Here is a 17,848-nt window from a genome sequence, read left to right on the forward strand (position 1 = left end):
CTAATAACCATTAAATGGCATGAGCGAATGAGGCGTAATGTGCTTGAGCAACGTCGGGATGAGAGCGCAAACGCCCTTTTAATACGTTCTGGCCCACTTGGTGGAAAAGAGGATTTAATGGATCGCTTGCCGGTCCTTGAGCTTGGTTCGCCAGATGCTTTGGCAAAGGTAACAAAGGAACTGTCGCATTCAACTGCGCCGCCATAAAAAAGGCACACGAGTAGCGCTCGACCCCAGCAGGCGGGCTAGTAACCCTATGGTTGGTTGCCTTTAAATACCCATTAGAAGCCAACTCAAGTAATTCACCTATATTCACCACAAAGGCGTCTTCTAATGGCGGTATGCTTAACCAACCGTTGTCAGTCTGAACCTCTAAACCGGATTGCTTATCTTGCAGCACTAAGGTCAAATAGCCAGGATCTTTGTGTGCCCCTACACCTTGGCCTGAAGTCTGTCCATCCGCGCCGGGATAGCGAATAAGCTTCATATGCTGATAAGGACCAACTTCAATCGTGGCATCAAAGGCGCTTTCTGGCTGCTCTAGCGCAACAGCTAAAGCCCTCAATAGTGTGACACTGGTATCGGCTAAATCCTGTTGCCATGCCAATAAAGTCGATTTCATCTGTGGTAATTGTGACGGCCATTGATTAGGCCCCTGTAGCTGCCACCATATAGGCACATCAGACTGCTGAGGGTTAGCCACTTCTTCTTGCATGATATCAAACTGTTCCCGCAAGTCCGGTTTCCCTAAGGTCAATTCACCTTGCAAACGGGTATAACCGCGAAAATGCGGTGTATTAGCCATTTTCACCGCAAGTTTATCTACGACGGGCAGCGCAAAGAAATCTGCCGCTAACTGAAGTACTTGCTGCTGTCTAGCAAGCTCAATGCCGTGGCCTGTGAGATAGAAAAAACCTATTCTTCTGGCAGCATCGGCAAGCTTAGTAATAAAAGCGTTACGACGTTGTCCACCGGCATGCCAATCACTTAAATTCAATATCGGTAATTGTTCCATCAATGACTCCCATTTAATGCATTGTCTGAGCCGGATTCTATGCCTTTATGGGTCGATGGATAATGAATTAATAACTATTTGATATATTAAACGGTAATAATAGATCATTTGGATATATAGACATCTAGGCTTCTATACTGCTAGATTTGAATTTCAAAGGTTAAAACAGCGCTAATTATTAGGCCAACTCAAACCGCACCACTCAGATAAACATCATAAGCCATACTGCTTAATGATATTTATCTGGTTATTTTTCAATAGATTAGTAAAATTAAGATATAAAAATAAAAGCGAGTCCACTTTTGCGGCTCTCGCTTTTTAAGGTTTCGAAGTTTTAACGTTTCTAAGTCATGTCAGTTATAAACCTAGATGCTTCTACAAATGACATTATTGATCATGCCAAATCAGCACTTGGGCTGGCTCACCATTACTACGGGTGGCGCGGTACATACCTTCGGTATTAAATGGCGTAGCAATATTGCCACGCTGATCGACTGCAATCACACCACCTGAACCGCCAGCAGTAATAAGACGTTGATTAATAACTTCATCTGCAGCCTGAATGATGGATTTTTGCTGATATTTCACCTTGGCACAAATATCCCCCGCGACGAGGTAACGGATAAAAAATTCACCATGACCCGTTGCCGATACGGCACAAACACCATTTTCAGCATAAGTGCCAGCACCGATGACAGGAGAGTCACCGATACGACCAAAGCGTTTTGCCGTCATACCACCGGTCGATGTACCTGCAGCTAAGTTACCCTTTTTATCTAAGGCGACAGCACCAACGGTACCAAATTTGTAATCGAGGTCCTTCATCTCAACATTAGCAACTTGTTCAGATTTAGCCGCAACTTGCAGTTTTTGCCGTGCATCGAGTAATTGCTGATAACGCTCGTCAGTATCAAAATGATGATTTGGCACTAAAGTAAAGCCTTGAGTCAGGGCAAATTCTTCCGCTCCTGCGCCCGAGAGCATCACGTGCTCAGATTTATTCATCACGGCCAAGGCTAAGTCAATTGGATTGGCAATATGACGCACTCCAGCGACAGCGCCGGCATTCATGGTTTTGCCATCCATAATAGAGGCATCTAATTCATGTCCGCCGTCATAGGTATAAACCGCGCCTATACCAGCATTAAACAGAGCACTATTTTCAAGGATATTAATTGCGGTTTGTACTGCCACTAAGCTGTCACCGCCCTCCTCTAAGACTTTTGAGCCTTTATCGACCGCTTCCTTTAACTTATCTTTGTAGGCTTGGCGTTGTTCAGGGGTGAGATTAGCTTTAGAAATCGTCCCCGCACCGCCATGGATCGCAATGGCGAACGGTTTATCATTGGCAAAGGTGTTATGTGACATAAAAAGTAGGCCCGAAATAATTAAACTAAAGGTGGCTAATTTTGTTTTCATTCTTTACATCCCCTTAAAAAGTAGCGTCCTTTGTAACCATTTCATCGTGTAATTTCAATCATCTCCTTGCCTGTTGGTTTTATTCTGGCGACAATGATGCCAAATCACAGGGACTATAAAGTGCAGCCATTTTTGCAAATCACCTCACATTACATTCGTCTTTGCTTGTTTCTGAGTCTGATTTCAGTCACATCAGTCGCGGCAGCAGATGATTTTATCAAATTATCTGTTACAGGCGTGAATGAAGCGCTTCGAAGCAACATAGTTGCTCACTTAGGCGCTTTACCTGAATCTGAGGTGCAGCGCCGTGCCTTTTTGTTTAATGTCGATGACAATATCAGCACCGCCTTAGAATCCATGGGCTACTATCACGGTGAAGTAGAAGAAAAGCTGATTGAGCATGACAAGGGACCGTGGGAATTAAAACTTGAAATAAGCCCCGGCGAGCCAACCATTGTTCAGTGGGTCGATATTAATTTTAGTGGTGAAATGCTTGATGACCGAGCCTTCGATCAATGGCTCGCAAAGGTCAACATTAAACCCGGCGATGTGTTAAATCACGGTGTTTACAGCGACGTAAAATCGCAACTGGTCACCTTAGCCTTGGCACGAGGTTACTTCGATGGCGAATTTACTGAATCACAAATTAAAGTTAACCGCGATATTAATACCGCACAGGTAAGTTTGCATTTTGATTCAGGCAAACGTTACCGATTTGGCCAAGTCAGTTTCGATGGCCATAGCTTAGAACCCGATATATTAGAGGATCTTATCCCCTTTAAAGAAGGTGCTTCATACTCAACTCGCCGTGTAAGCGCCTTGAATCGTCAGTTATTAGATACTGGTTATTTCGCCAATATCAAAGTGATCCCGCAAATCGATAACGTCGAAGATAACCATATTCCAATGCGAGTCGAATTAACGCCTAAGGCAAGTCACGCAATTGAACTCGGTTTTGGTGGTGATATTGGCAAAACAGATCAAGCCTTTGATCCGAGGGTGCGCGTGACTTGGCGTACACCACAAATCAATAAATACGGGCATTCCCAAGAAACCAGTCTCGAATGGTCGCCCGATAGACCAAAGTTATTAACCACTTATACGATTCCGCTCACACATCCCTTAGACGATCAATTAAAGATCCGCCTCGGTTTGCTGCGGGACAAATACGGTGTGACTCAAGTATATGATGCCGAGAATCGTGATTTTAGTAACACAGGCCAGCTCGAGTCGACTAAGTACCTTCTGGGACTATTACGTCAGCAAAGACTAGAAAATCAATGGCTAATGAGTTATTCGTTGGAGGCCATACGCGAAGAATATACCCAGTCTGACGTCGATTATATGCCGTCGTTTTATCTGGCAGGAATTAACTTTTCTCGGACTAGCCGGGGAGATAACTCACTGGATCCTAAATCCGGGTTTAGACAAATTTACAGCCTAGACTATGCCGATCCCTATTTAGGATCAGAAACCCGCCTAGCCCGCTTGCAAGCTAAATTTAAATGGATTGATACCTTCTTCGATAACCACAGAATCGTCGCTCGTATTGATTTAGCCGCCAACTTAGCTAACGAGAATGATCTTGCCTCTATCCCACCATCACTACGCTATTTTGCCGGTGGCGATCAGAGTGTGCGCGGCTATGGTTATCAAGAACTCGGCCCCTATTTAGACTATGTTGCTGACGATGGAAAAACCAATCGCGAGGTTATCGGTGGCCGCTATTTAATGGTTGGTAGTTTGGAATATCAATATTATGTGACCCCCACTTGGCGGGTCGGCACATTTATCGATGCGGGTAACGCCTTCGATAATAATCAATTTGAACCTGTCGTCTCTGTCGGTGGCGGTATCCATTGGATCTCCCCGATTGGTCCAATCAAATTAGATTTAGGGGTCGGATTGAAAGAAACTGAGACCATTGAAAGATCATGGCGAATTCACCTAACCATGGGGACAGATCTATGAGCCAGCCCCCAGAGCATAATAAGCCAAGCAAACAAGATATCGTTGATAATCCCATCATTGAAGCCAATGAAGCCGAAGCCACTGAAACCATAGTGACCTCTGTCACCCCATCGATGTCATTCATTCAAAGACTGTGGCGGCAGTTCAAACTCTGGACTCGGATTATTATCTATGTGCCATTAGGGCTTTTAGTGTTAATCGCCCTATTACTCGGCACTGAATTTGGCTCGCGCATTACCGTGGGTTTAGCCGATCAATTTGTACCCGATCTTGAACTGACTTATACCTCTGGTTCCATTAACAAAGACTTAGCCCTATCTCACGCGGCTTGGTCTATGGCCGGAATGAACGTTCAACTTGAGGATCTGCATTTACTGTGGCAGCCCGCCTGTTTACTGCAAAAACGCTTATGCGTGAATAGCTTATCTGCGGCTAAAGTCGATGTCACTATTGATACCCTAGCGCTTTCTGCAGACTCAAACGAAGCGCCAGTCGCGCCACTTGATGAAGAACCCAGCGAGCTCCTATTACCCTTTGATATTGTTTTAGATGCTGCTGAACTCAATGGCGTTAATATCCAAGTGGATGATATGCAATTTACCGCTAATCGTCTTAACGCAGAAGCACAATGGTTTACCGAAGGTTTGTCGGTTAAACAGCTATCCAGCGAAGGATTATTCGTACTGATCCCTGCATCAACCGATGTAGCAACACAAACTAGCACGGCAGCGGTAACGAATGCAGCAAATCCCAGCACTGCTAAGAATACTACACCGACACCATCGGCCAGTCCGTCGCTAACAAAAGAGGCTGAATGGGCTTTAGCACAATTGCCACAAGTATTTATGCCTTTCCCTGTGACAGTCAATGCCCTAACGTTAGACAACACCACACTGCAAATCGGCGATCGTAAAGATGTTTTTAGCCATGCAGAACTACAAGGCAGTTTCCGTGAATACCAATTGACCTTAGACCATCTCGCCATCAGCCACACCGATGGCAGCGTCGATATCACAGGCAGCCTAACACTTGATAAAGATTATCCACTCGATTTAGAGGCAAATCTCACCCTTAACCAACTAGTCGAATTGCCAGATCTCACTCATCAAGTATTAACGTTAAAGCTGAGCCAAAGTTTAGGGCAACTTCAGGTGAATGCCGTCGCCAAGGGCGATGCCGACTTTACGCTAGATGGCCAAATAACACTGCAAGACCCTAACCTGCCCTACAAGGTGAGACTTGAACAGACACGGCTTCAGTGGCCACTGAAGAACCCTGAATACTCGGTAAGCGATGCCACGCTCGATAGCCAAGGCGACCTTAATCGGCAAGAGGCGAGTCTTACTGGCCAACTGATCACACCCTTTCACAAAGTACTCGACATAGACACTGACATCCAACATCAAGATGCTAAGTTAACCATCAATAACCTTGATGTAATGGGCGCGATTGGTAAGGTCAAACTCACAGGCGAACTCGATTATCAAAAAGCCATTAGCTGGAACGCCAATCTCTGGATCAATGACGTCAAATTACAAGAAATACAGCTGCCACAAACGGATACAGCGCAAAGTACAACGGGTTTACCGGACAGTTTGATTTCAGGAAAATTACGCACTAAAGGCTCATTTGCAGACCCCCGTTGGCAAGTATCCCTGAGCGATACTGAGCTCACTGGCACTTTGCAAGGTTATCCCTTCGACATTACAGGGGATATCAGTGTGAATGATTCCCTGTATGTCAGTGCTAAGGGGCTGAACGCCAAAGTACTAGGTTCAACTCTGGCACTCAAAGGCGAAGCCAATGCCAACTGGGATCTCCAAGGTGAATTACAAGTGCCCGACTTTGGCCTGTGGTTACCTAAGGCTAGCGGCCAACTACAGGCGCAGATCAATGTCACTGGTGACGAGAAACACCCCCAGGTCGAGCTTACAGCACAGCTGGCAGAACTTTACTATCAAAACATTAAACTGCAGGAATCTAATTTAAAGGCCTATTACAAACCGCTAGATCAACATGAGTTTGCTATCTCGCTAAAATCAAAAACCTTACAGATTGCAGAACAAAATTTAGATACAGTGACACTCGGGGCGAAAGGTACCATTAACGCTCAAAAACTCACACTCAACGCCACGGGCGATCTTGGGCTCGATGCAACGATGAGCAGCCAATACGATGTGAAGAAGTCACGACTACAGCTCGATGTTGATCGTTTAAATCTCAACACGCCCGTAGGCCTATGGCAGCTTGATAACACCATTAATCTGGCTTGGGACCAAATCAAGAATCAAGGCAGCATTACGCCCTTTTGCCTCATGAATCCCAATAGCCGTATCTGCCTAAACAGTAATACACCAATAGGTAAAAAAGGCAGTGCACAGGTGAGCTACTCAGGTAATCCAGGGCAATTACTTGTCCCAATATTACCAACAAATATGCGTTGGAATGGCCCTGCATCGCTATTAGCCAATGTTGCATGGGCTGCTGGCCGTAAGCCTACTGCCGATGTGAACTTTGATTTTGCTCCCGGCAGCATTATGCTAAAACGGGATAAAAATCGTGAAGTCACCATTAATTACCAAAACCTGTCATTAAAAGCGACCTTAGATGCAAAACGGCTGGCGACGGTTTTAGATTTTGAATCAGAAGGCGTGGCCAGTTGGCAGGGTGAGATTAACGTCAATGTCACACCCGATCGCACCCTGTCAGGTTATGCCAATATCAAGCAAATCAACTTGCAGCCACTTGGGGAGTTTTTCCCTCAATTAAATACAGTGCAAGGTTTGCTGACGAGTCAACTTAACTTTGCGGGTAGCCTAGATGCGCCTGAAGTATCGGGGAGCATGGCCTTAACTGAGGGCGCCTTAGCCCTAACAGCAAACCCAACATTAATCGACAAAATTGACATGTCGATGTCATTTGCGGGTCAACAAGCGCAGCTTAAGGGACGCTGGATGATGGGCAATGGTTTAGGCAGAGTGAATGGTCAACTGCAATGGCCCCAAGGTCAATTTAGTGGCGAGTTAGCCCTCGAAGGCGATAAGCTCGCCGTGATCCAACCGCCACTGGCTATTCTCGATGTCTCCCCCGATATCAACTTAACCTTCAACAGTAAGCAACTGGCAGTAAAAGGAAAAATAGCTGTGCCTTCGGGCAACATTAAAATTGTGCCATTAGCGGAAGGCGGTGTCGCAGCCTCCGAAGACGTGGTATTTGACGATTCCATTGCCGCCACTCAGCCTAAAACTAGCCCCTACGCCATCGTTGCAGATCTGAATATCAGTGTGGGGAACGAACTCAGAATTGATGGTATGGGCCTCAAAGGTAAACTCCAAGGGACCTTAAAGCTACAGCAGCAAGCTTTCCGTCCTCCTTTGCTCTTCGGTAATATCAAAGTCAATCAAGGTAGCTACAAGTTTATGGGCCAAACCCTAAAAATCCGCACTGGTGAAGTGCAATTTGTGGGGCCAACGTCATTACCAAACCTGAATATTGAAGCAATACGGGAAATTAAGACTGAAGACTTAGTGGCAGGTGTACGCGTCACAGGCACGCCATCACGCCCAGTAGTGACCTTATTCTCCAATCCCGCCAAAGAGCAGGCCGAAATCTTGTCTTACATTATCAAAGGCAGTGGCTTTAACAGCGCCAACAATGAGCAAAATAACTCGCTGATGATGGGCGCGGCACTCGGTTTAGGTTCACAAGTGGGCGGCGGCGCAATTAACAACCTAGGGAATACCGCGACAGGACTCATTGAAGAGTTTGGTTTCTCTAACGTGCAACTCGACACTAATGATGAAGGGCGTGTGGCGATCAGTGGCTTTATCGGCGATAACTTAATGGTGAAATACGGAGTAGGTGTATTTAACCCTGGTTACGAAATGACAGTCAGGTATTACTTGCTCTCACAACTCTATCTAGAAACCGTGTCAGGCACTTTAGGCCAATCACTTGATATCTATTACAACTTCAATATCAAGTAACCATATGAATACCAAGATATTGACACTACAAAATTAGCATCCAATCACTCTAACCAAACAATCTCAAAATACGGGTTACAGTATGTTGAGGTTGTTTGGGTAAAGCCTAAGTGTCTACCCATAAATACAAACAACTAAAAATTAGTCACAAAAAAAGCGCCCTTAGGCGCTTTTTGCTTCAGTTACGACAATTAAGCGTAAACGAAGTCAACATGTTCAATGATTGGCTTGAACACGTGGCGTTGCATAGCTTGTGCACGAACACCCACTTCTTTACCATCAACAACGATAGTCAGAGTAGAAGTGTAGAAGTCAGCATTAGCTTGAATGTTAATGATATCTTTGTGATCAAAAACAATAGAAACTGGCTCTTTGCCTTGGCCATAAATAACAGCAGGTACTTTACCAGCATGGCGTAGGCGGCGGCTCGAACCTTTCCCTATTTCAGTGCGGGTTTGTGCTTGGATAGTGTAAGACATGTGTTTCTCACTTAAATTTAGAGTAAAAAGTTGCCGGCATTTTCGACCAATGACGGCTCATATAAAGCGCGCGAATACTAACATAGATACCCAAGGCACACAAGAATACCGCAAGCCCTCTATTTATCGGCTTCAGCGTTAGCAAAACAGACCGCTATTTATCAAATTGAGGAACTTGTATCTTGGCTGTTACGGCAGAGAAAAGGCTTTGATCTCAAACAAAAAACACGAGATCTAGATCACACTGGGAAATTGAGAAGCCTGTTAAGCTCGGGCAAATTTCGATAACTGCTGTGTCAAAAAATGCGTCATGCGCTATACCAGTTACAACAAGAAAATAGACTTTCATGCCAACTGGCCCGTGAACTCGTCTCTCTTATCGAAACCGTTCCTTATCAGCAAAATACCCTCGAATTAAAATTCTTAGAATTGCTTGCCTGTACCCAACAAAAAAACCGCAGCTTGATCTTACTTATGCAAATTATTGAGTCCGTCGATATTGAGTCGCAGAGGCAAAGACAATATCAATTTTCACAACGTCTCAGCCTATTGATCTGTGATTGGCAACAACATAGAGAAATGAACAAACTCAATCAACAATTTATCCCGCTGCTCAGACATTACTTGATCGAATCGCAAGCCTTGGAACAAGATTTTTATCAGCAGATCCAACAACAGATCATTGCTACCAGTGCCTTACCGGACCACAATCGACGTGCACAAAGCCAGAATTAGGATAATAACCCACACCACCGAGTTTCAGGGATAAAGCCGCTTCTCTGAGGGTTTTTAGTTTAACGCTAGGGATCGCTATGTCCATCGCCATGCCGCGCATGTGATAACTCTTCTTAGCAACTCCGCCACTGTGGCTCACGAGCATGGCATTGGTTTTTGGTGAACGGTAACCGGAAATCACATGGATTTCATCATTGGTATTCAAGGTTGTTTTGAGTGAGTGGAGTAAATCAAATAAGCGCTTATCCATAGGCGCTGCCACATTCTGACGATGATCCCGCAGCAAATGATTAAAATTGTCTAACACCTTGCTCTGATAATGACCATCTACCCAATAACTACCGTCATCACGCTCGCCAGTATGACGATTAAACAAACTTAACTCGCGGATCCCTTTGGTTGAACGGCTGGCAACCGCTTTTGAGGGAATAAAGGAACATAATGCCACACCACTAAGGCCTAACAATAACTGCCTACGGGCAGGACATATTAAAGTCACATGATCACCTTTTGTATGCTTTTTGGTCACTAGTAAGGCAAATTATACTGAATAAGCCCTAAGATCAAGTTTTGCCAACCCCATTCTGAGTAGGATTTCAAAATGCCAAGCGAGTTCAGATGCTTATCTTGCTCAACTTTACAGCACAAAAACGTTAATGTTGTTCCAAAACCGTGGCAGGCACAGCATTCGTCAGCTCAGGTTCCAAATCATAAATGTCGCGACGGTATTGCTCCTGCCCACTATCGTCTAACCATGCAGTCCAGTAAACCAGATGCACGGGCAACTTTTCGGAAAGTGAAAACCACTGAGGTTCAGTAATACCAGGGGCTAACTTGTCCCATAAACGTTTGTCTTTTACTAAATGCTCTTTAAACCACTGGGCTAATTCAGTGGCTTTTTCAATACGAATACACCCAGATGATAGTGCCCTATCGTCCTTTTTAAAGAGACTTGGCTCAGAAGTTCCATGTAAATAGACACTGAAACTGTTATCAAAGTGAAACTTATATTTACCTAATGCATTCTTCGCCCCAGGGCGTTGTACAAGCTGATAGGGAAACGAAGCGCTGGCTAAGGCCTGCCATTCCTCTGGCATGCGTTGTACCCGTTGACCGTTATAATCGTACACATCAAATTGACGTTCATTAAGATAATGACCATTTCGCTGAATTTGCGGCAGAATGTCCCGCCGTAAAATGCTGCTAGGCACTCGCCAACTAGGGTTAAGCACCACGCTAGAAATCTGACTGTCCAAAATCGGTGTTTGCCGAGAAGATTTACCCACAATGACCTTGGAACTTAACACTGGCGTACCATTATCGACCAACGTCATCTCAAAAGCGGGCACATTAATCAGCAAATAACTCGGCTCTAATTTACGTTCAAACACTCTTTGTCGAATAGTGTTTTTAGCTAATAGTACCGCCCTCGCCCTTGGCGATTGGTTCACCCAAAATAAGGTCTGCTTACCTATCACCCCGTCCTGTTTTAGCCCATGCTTTTGCTGAAAGCGCTTAATGCCAATCATAAGTTCTTCGGTATAAACTTGATTCACTCTAGGCTCAGTGGCTAAGTCTCCCAATATCCACATACGCTTTGCTATGGTATCAACGATCTGATGACTCATTCCTAAGGTTAACTTTTCATCTAGCACTAAAGTTTCCCATGGTTCAATTGTGTCCAATTGCACTAAATGGGCGATTTGCTTAAGCACCCTTTGATATTGGGGATCCACTGGAATAACGGATGAAACCGTCCCTGGGGCTCCAGCGTTGTTACATTCAGCGGATGTCATCACATAATGCCAGTAACCGGTAACATCAGCTTGGATTCGTACTAAATCAGCAGTAGATAAGGTATTAGGAGAAAGTGTTAAGTCACGATAATGCTGGCCAAATACTGGATTAACGCCGGCGAGATCCAATAGCAACACCTCTGGCACTAAGGCCGCAAGCGGCAGCACAGCAGTAAGATCTTCAGCTTTACCCTCAAGATTTGGCTGCGCAGCAATACTCGAATTTGATGTCAGGGATTGAGCGCCATCAGCTGCACTTACCTTTGGCACTAAAATTATTGGAATACAGAAAAAAAGACTGAGTAATAGTTGCGCTAGATAACGCCTCGTCGGCATCGGGTTAATCTGCAATGCTTTCAAGTTCGCGATGTGGAACTCCTGCTCTATCAATTCGAGTTCTCTCACGTTTAGCGTTACACGCATGGATGGGGGCAAATAGCGAATGATCTTTTTCAATATCATAAATACTCCCTTAGCTATTTTTAAGGTCACCTGAGAGCCAGCGGTTATATCAGTTAACAACACTGTTATATGACTATTCCATGGAGATCAATTAATTACTAGGGGTTAACTCCAGATAATGAAAAGAAAAATGCCACTGAGGTCGTCAGTGGCATTGATATCAAACAAACTCGCATAAATATGCTGAGCAAGTGCTCGTTAGCAAAAAGACACGAGATCTTCTTCGACAAATTGCTCTGGTAATTTCTGTAGGCTACGTAACATCAAAGGATTTGCCAACACCATCGCCATTTCTTGACGATTGAGTAAAGCTAATGCGCTCTGTTGACAACGAGCTTCATGCACCTTCACATGCACTATGGCTTCCATCGCTTCAATTGGTGTACCCGCAGCACGCAAAGGCTGTTTATCCACCATGGCTAAATGCAATTCCATCAACGCAGGGTCTTTAAGTACCTGTGCTAACGTCCAAGGCTCAGCAATGTGTCTTTGGTAAGCGGCGCGCGCTTCTTGCGCTTGCAGACAAATTTGCGCAGGGTTACGTTCTTCTGGTGTTGCAAGAATACCAGCACGCTTGAACACTTCGCCAATTTTAACTGAACCTGTCCATGCCGAAATAGGCACAGCAATCCACAGACCGATCAACGCCGGACTCATCCAAGCTAACAAAGTCAAAGAATCCAAAATAGCCGCATAACCTAACATCACACCTGCCAGCATATGCCAGCGGTGACGATAGATTAACGTCATCCAAGGCATACTGCCGTCATCACGACGTTGCGGCGACCAACCACTGTCCCGCCCCATCAGAATTGACATCACAGCACCACAATGGATAAACATCATGATAGGTGCAATCAGCGCTGAAAGTATGACCTCAAAGATCACACTGAATATCGCTTTAATTCGACCACCAACACTGCGAGCAAACTCACCGTCTTTAAGCAGCAACAAGACCCCGAATACTTTAGGGCCAAACAAAACCCCCATAGTAATGTAGAACAATCTTAATGCCCTATCCGAGTCCATGATGGGCCAAGTCGGGAACAGTGAAAATTGATCGGTGAAATATTCAGGTCGAATAAAGTGTGCCTGCAAAGCCAACATCAAACCGGTCAAAATCAACATCAACCAGAAAGGAGATGACAAATAAGCCATGATACCCGTCAGTAAATGTAAACGGCTTACCCAGTGCAAACCTTTAGTCGGCAAAATACGCGAATGCTGCAAGTTACCTTGGCACCAGCGGCGATCACGCACGGCTAAGTCGATAATCGACGGTGGACATTCTTCGTATGAACCCGGTAAGTCATAGGCAATGACCACACTCCAGCCAGCACGGCGGATCAGCGCAGCTTCAACAAAGTCATGGCTCATGATATGACCACCAAAAGGTGGCTTACCCTTAAGGTTGGGTAATCCAGCCGCGGTCATAAAGGCTTCGGTGCGGATAATGGCGTTGTGGCCCCAGAAGTTACCTTCTTTTTGTACCCACCAGCCTAAACCGGTACCAATTACGGGACCATAAATGCGCGCTGCAAATTGCTGTAAACGGGCCATTAAAGTGGTGCCATTGATCAACGACGGAATCGTTTGGATCAAACCCGCATCAGGATCGGCCTGCATGCGCTGAGCTAAGCCAGTGATGGTTGAAGACTCCATCAAACTGTCGGCATCAAGCACTAACAAGTGATCATAACGCGACCCCCAACGACGGCAAAAATCGGCTACGTTACCCGCTTTACGGGCGACGTTTTTACGACGGCGACGGTAATACACCCGCGAATGCTTATGGGTTTCTTGACGTAGCACCAGAAATGCCTGCTCTTCGAGTAAAGCAATATCGGGATCGGTAGTATCACTTAAGATAAACCAATCAAAAGCATGACCATGACCCGTTTGCGACAAGGTTTCAGCCATCACTGAAACCGCCGAGAATACCCTATCAGGAGATTCATTATAGGTCGGCATCAAAATCGCGGTGCGCGTATGCAGTTCAGTCACTTGCAAATCTTTTGCCCGCGGTTTTCGCAGTAAAATTAAAAAACCTGCAATACCGCTACAAAACGCCAAAGCAATCCAGCAGAAGTTAACCGCAAACAGCACTAGCACTAAATATTCCAGAGGAGTAATTCCGCCAATGCTAAATACCGCCCCCATTTCATAGATAGCAAACAAAGATAATAATAAAGCCCCACCCACCACAAACACACGACGGTAGGTACGCGAGCGTACCCCATCAGCCACAGTGCTACGGCGAGGGAATCCCTCTGGCATCTTACTTAAATTTTGGGGTTCCATAGCGCCAGGCCGTTCATTTGGCATAGCACTACCACCCACGAGGACTTCCGTCTCGAGTACCGAGTTATCGGATACAGTCATATCATGTTGCTCCGTCATGAACCTTACAGCGTCCAGCGATAGAGCCAGGTTTCAACCTGACGAGGAGTTGGGAACTTAAGTTCAGCGCGCAGTTCGATAAGATCTTTATCTTCTGGCTCTAATTCAAAAGCTAAGCGATAGCCATTTTTAGCGGCATTACGGGCAATCACCACATTTGTGACCACACCACCAGAAGCTTCAACTTTAGCGACTGGCATTTCATCTGTCATCGGACCTTCAACTTGATAGTCGACCACAAATAAACGTCTTGGAGTCGCCTTAGCAATATCGGCACGACCACTGGCAGAGCGAGAAATATGTACGGCACCGACTTTCGCAGCAGGTTCTTCACCCCAACTCATGCGATAGGCAAAATGAAATTCACCGCCAGCAGGAATAGGCTGACGTGGTTTCCAATAACTAACAATGTTGTCATGAATTTCAGACTCTGTCGGAATTTCAGTCAACACCACTGAACCTTGCCCCCAATTACCCACAGGCTCAATCCATAGGCTTGGGCGACGTTCGTAATGGGCTTCTAAATCTTGATATGACGCATAGTCACGCTCACGTTGGATCAGACCAAATCCCTGAGGCGAATTGTCAGAAAACGCACTGACTTGTAACTGACGTGGATTAGCTAATGGGCGCCATAAATGCTCACCACGACCATTTAACATCAATAAACCATCAGAATCATGTACTTCAGGTCTAAAATCATCGGTGTCGTGACGACCATTGAGTGAATGTAAGAACATGCTAGTGCTTGGTGCTAAACCGACTTTGCTCAGCTCAACACGAGGAAACAGTGTCGCTTCTACATCAATCAAGGTGTTATCACCGGGACGGACAGAGAAAGTATAGGCACCTGCTACGCTTGGGCTATCTAACAAGGCATGCACAACAATCAAGTTGCTGTCATTGTGTGGACGCTCAACCCAGAAGGCGCGAAATATCGGGAATTCTTCCCCTTCAGCGTCAGCCGTTTTTAACGCCAAACCACGGGAAGATAAGCCATAGGCGTTACCTTTACCTAAAGCGCGGAAATAACTCGCACCTTGGAATACCATAAGCTCGTCAAATACACCATTCGTATTCAATTGGTTATGAATACGAAATCCTGAGTAGCCAATGTCATCATTCGGCAGCGCTTGAGTAATCACTTCACCCGCAGTGAAATATTTAGGCTCATAAGCTAAGTGCGTTGCATTCTGACCTTCTACAATCGCAATCTCGATCAGATCTTGAAAATAGAAACCACGGTGGAACATTTGCATTTGAAATGGCACGCCCTGATCACGCCAAATAGACGCAGTCGGGTTAAAACGAATATCTCTGTACTCATCGTATGACAGTTTAGCAAGGCCAGCTGGCAAAGGATCTTTGAGGGTCACATAAGGTTTCGCTGCCAAACGTTTTGCAATCTTCACGACAGTTTCGCTATCAAAAGCGCCTGTCTTAGTGAATCTGATTTGATTTTTTGTACTGGGCTGAGAAATCACTTTCGGTGGAGTAACCACAGGAACTGCCTCGGCGGGTTTTGTCTCTTCAGCGTACGCGACACCAGACAGGGCGACTACAGCGCCTAGCGTCAGTGAACATATGAGTGACGAATAAGGTTTGGACGATGGGCAACGCAACAAGCTAACCATAGATAGGTAACCTAAAAAATAAACTAAGAAATCAATGTTTTTTATGTATACAGTGAATTTTTTTCACTCTGATTTAGGGATGAAAAAAAACAGTTGCTTACATATCGCGAAAGATATCAGAAGGAGAAAAAAACTCATAAATAAAGATGCAGTTAACCCCTTCTACACAATACTATTTGAGAATAAGCTTATACCAAAAATGAATATTAAAATAACATTATCATGCTTATTTCTGTTTTCAAAGTTACAAAAACAAATTAAGTGATCCAAATGCTACATTATTGAAAGTAAAATGAGCCTTTTTACGCCTCAACTAAGTGTTGATGATCTTAGATGAAATATCACAATAAGCGAATCAATCCGTTGGTAAGCCTAAGGATTAACACTAAGACAGCAGGAAAATTCAAAATTTTACCCGCTTAAATGTATCAAAACAACTGAGCTGATGTCACTGAAACTGCGGATCTATTTTAACATTTCATTGCCTGAACTATTTTGGCAAAAAAAGTGTCACAGATAATCCACCTTGATCCCTAGGCGCAATCACTAAACGACCTTGGTGCAATTCTATGATGTGATAGCAGATAGACAAACCTAATCCCGCGCCTATGCCTTCATTTTCATTCACACGATAAAAACGTTCTGTCGCATTGGCAATCTGCGGCTCTGTCATGCCTTGGCCTCGATCCGCGACACAAATACAGATTTCATCATCCAAAGCATGGGCCGACACTGAAATTTCCGATTCCTGTGGGCTGTATTTACAGGCATTTTCGATAATATTCTTCAGTACAAGTAGCAAATAAAAACGATCACAGGTCACCGTTAGATTGGATGCGATATCGATATTCCATTCATAATCAGTGATTTGTGGCATTAATTGATTAAGCGCATCTTCGACCATAGGCAAAATGGCGTGGGATGACACATTAAGCTCATTAATCGAGTCCACCCTTGCTAATACGAGTAATTGTTCAACGGTATGACTCATGTGCACTACGCCAGCATCTATCGCAGCTAAATGGAATTTCTGCTGCGGGTCATCATCAATCAGACTCTCTAAGCCATGTTGATGTAATTTAATCACAGATAATGGCGTTTTAAGCTCATGGGCCGCATCGGCGCTAAAACGACGCTCACGGGCAATAAATCGCGCGATACTATTGATATATAAGTTCAATGCGCGCCGAACAGGGACTAATTCTTTAGGCAATGACATAGTCAACGGGGTCAAATCGTTGGGCGCACGTCCAATTAATTCTCTTTCAAAGGTTTTTAATGGCCGAAACAAGAGATAAAACAAGAAGCTAACAATAATTAATGTTAAAGGCACTACCATTAAAGGCACGATAACGGCGTTATGCATGATTTGCGATACGAGCTCTTGGCGTACTTCATCCTGTTGAGCAGTGACAATCCAAACATGATTTTTAACCGAAAAAAAACTGAACACATGCCAGAGTTCTCCTTCGAACACTTTCTTATGATAGCCCTGTACGAATCGACTGATAGGTTGATGACCAATATTATCCGATAAAACTAAGGCTTCCCCCGCCTCACTCCAGATTTGAAACGCCAATTTATGCTCATAGGCCAGTTTCAGCGCATCGGCCTTTTCGGCAAAGGAACTGATCTGGCTATCGGGAACGTGGAGCACTTGGGGTATGACGAGATCCTGAGCTGTTGCATTGGGCTCAGTATGATAGAACAACTCCAACATTTTAGCGGTTTGGAGCATTTGCGCATCGAAGAGTTCTTCGATTTGATGCTTAGAATCCCGAGTACTTAACCAGCTAGATACAGCGACGGATACTGAAATACCTGACAAAATTAATAATGTCAGTACCAAACGCAGTGAATACACATCTAGCCCCTTTAATCGAATCACTTCTTTTTCCTAACGACTATGCTTCAAGTCATCACTGCGTTATCAGTACCCACAAACGTGGAG

Annotated in this window: 11 protein-coding genes; 3 read left to right on the plus strand and 8 right to left on the minus strand. The window is 44.8% G+C overall.

The window, feature by feature from the left end; translation table 11 throughout:
• Positions 1–10: 10 nt before the first annotated feature.
• On the minus strand, positions 11–1,015 hold the full coding sequence (locus L5L91_RS00215) for an isopenicillin N synthase family dioxygenase (RefSeq protein WP_263235345.1): 1,005 nt from the start codon (positions 1,013–1,015) through the stop codon (positions 11–13).
• A 387-nt stretch (positions 1,016–1,402) separates the two neighbouring features.
• Complete coding sequence (locus L5L91_RS00220) at positions 1,403–2,434, minus strand: isoaspartyl peptidase/L-asparaginase family protein (RefSeq protein ID WP_263144772.1); 1,032 nt, start codon at positions 2,432–2,434, stop codon at positions 1,403–1,405.
• A gap of 120 nt (positions 2,435–2,554) precedes the next feature.
• Here L5L91_RS00220 and L5L91_RS00225 point away from each other — a divergent pair, with 120 nt between their 5' ends.
• Together L5L91_RS00225 and L5L91_RS00230 are read left to right on the plus strand one after the other, a co-directional pair.
• Entirely contained in the window at positions 2,555–4,405 is a 1,851-nt protein-coding gene (locus L5L91_RS00225; protein ID WP_173245224.1) for an autotransporter assembly complex protein TamA, read from the plus strand.
• Positions 4,402–8,391 carry a translocation/assembly module TamB domain-containing protein gene (locus L5L91_RS00230; protein ID WP_263235347.1) on the plus strand — a complete coding sequence of 1,330 codons (3,990 nt, stop codon included), beginning with the start codon at positions 4,402–4,404 and terminating at the stop codon, positions 8,389–8,391. The genes L5L91_RS00225 and L5L91_RS00230 overlap by 4 nt, the downstream gene beginning before the upstream one ends.
• A 191-nt stretch (positions 8,392–8,582) precedes the next feature.
• Here L5L91_RS00230 and rplY read toward each other — a convergent pair whose 3' ends face one another.
• Entirely contained in the window at positions 8,583–8,870 is a 288-nt protein-coding gene (gene rplY, locus L5L91_RS00235; protein WP_028760163.1) for a 50S ribosomal protein L25, read from the minus strand.
• A gap of 303 nt (positions 8,871–9,173) precedes the next feature.
• Here rplY and L5L91_RS00240 point away from each other — a divergent pair, with 303 nt between their 5' ends.
• Positions 9,174–9,605 carry a hypothetical protein gene (locus tag L5L91_RS00240; protein ID WP_106650352.1) on the plus strand — a complete coding sequence of 144 codons (432 nt, stop codon included), beginning with the start codon at positions 9,174–9,176 and terminating at the stop codon, positions 9,603–9,605.
• Here L5L91_RS00240 and L5L91_RS00245 read toward each other — a convergent pair.
• The 5 genes from L5L91_RS00245 to L5L91_RS00265 form a co-directional block, all read right to left on the minus strand.
• Positions 9,556–10,104, minus strand: a complete 549-nt coding sequence (locus L5L91_RS00245) for a DUF882 domain-containing protein (RefSeq protein ID WP_028760165.1) — start codon at positions 10,102–10,104, stop codon at positions 9,556–9,558. The genes L5L91_RS00240 and L5L91_RS00245 overlap by 50 nt on opposite strands.
• A 154-nt stretch (positions 10,105–10,258) precedes the next feature.
• Positions 10,259–11,737: a L,D-transpeptidase family protein gene (locus L5L91_RS00250; protein ID WP_411568913.1), complete on the minus strand. Its 1,479-nt coding sequence runs from the start codon at positions 11,735–11,737 to the stop codon at positions 10,259–10,261.
• Positions 11,738–12,061: 324 nt separating this feature from the next.
• Positions 12,062–14,245, minus strand: a complete 2,184-nt coding sequence (mdoH, locus tag L5L91_RS00255) for a glucans biosynthesis glucosyltransferase MdoH (protein ID WP_105252289.1) — start codon at positions 14,243–14,245, stop codon at positions 12,062–12,064.
• Positions 14,246–14,268: 23 nt separating this feature from the next.
• Positions 14,269–15,897 (minus strand): glucan biosynthesis protein G, encoded by a 1,629-nt coding sequence (locus L5L91_RS00260; protein ID WP_049821716.1) that lies wholly within the window; start codon positions 15,895–15,897, stop codon positions 14,269–14,271.
• Positions 15,898–16,387: 490 nt separating this feature from the next.
• Positions 16,388–17,785 carry an ATP-binding protein gene (locus L5L91_RS00265; RefSeq protein ID WP_173245233.1) on the minus strand — a complete coding sequence of 466 codons (1,398 nt, stop codon included), beginning with the start codon at positions 17,783–17,785 and terminating at the stop codon, positions 16,388–16,390.
• Positions 17,786–17,848 lie beyond the last annotated feature (63 nt).

The sequence above is a fragment of the Shewanella sp. SM55 genome (assembly GCF_025654025.1).
GTDB lineage: Bacteria > Pseudomonadota > Gammaproteobacteria > Enterobacterales > Shewanellaceae > Shewanella > Shewanella oncorhynchi.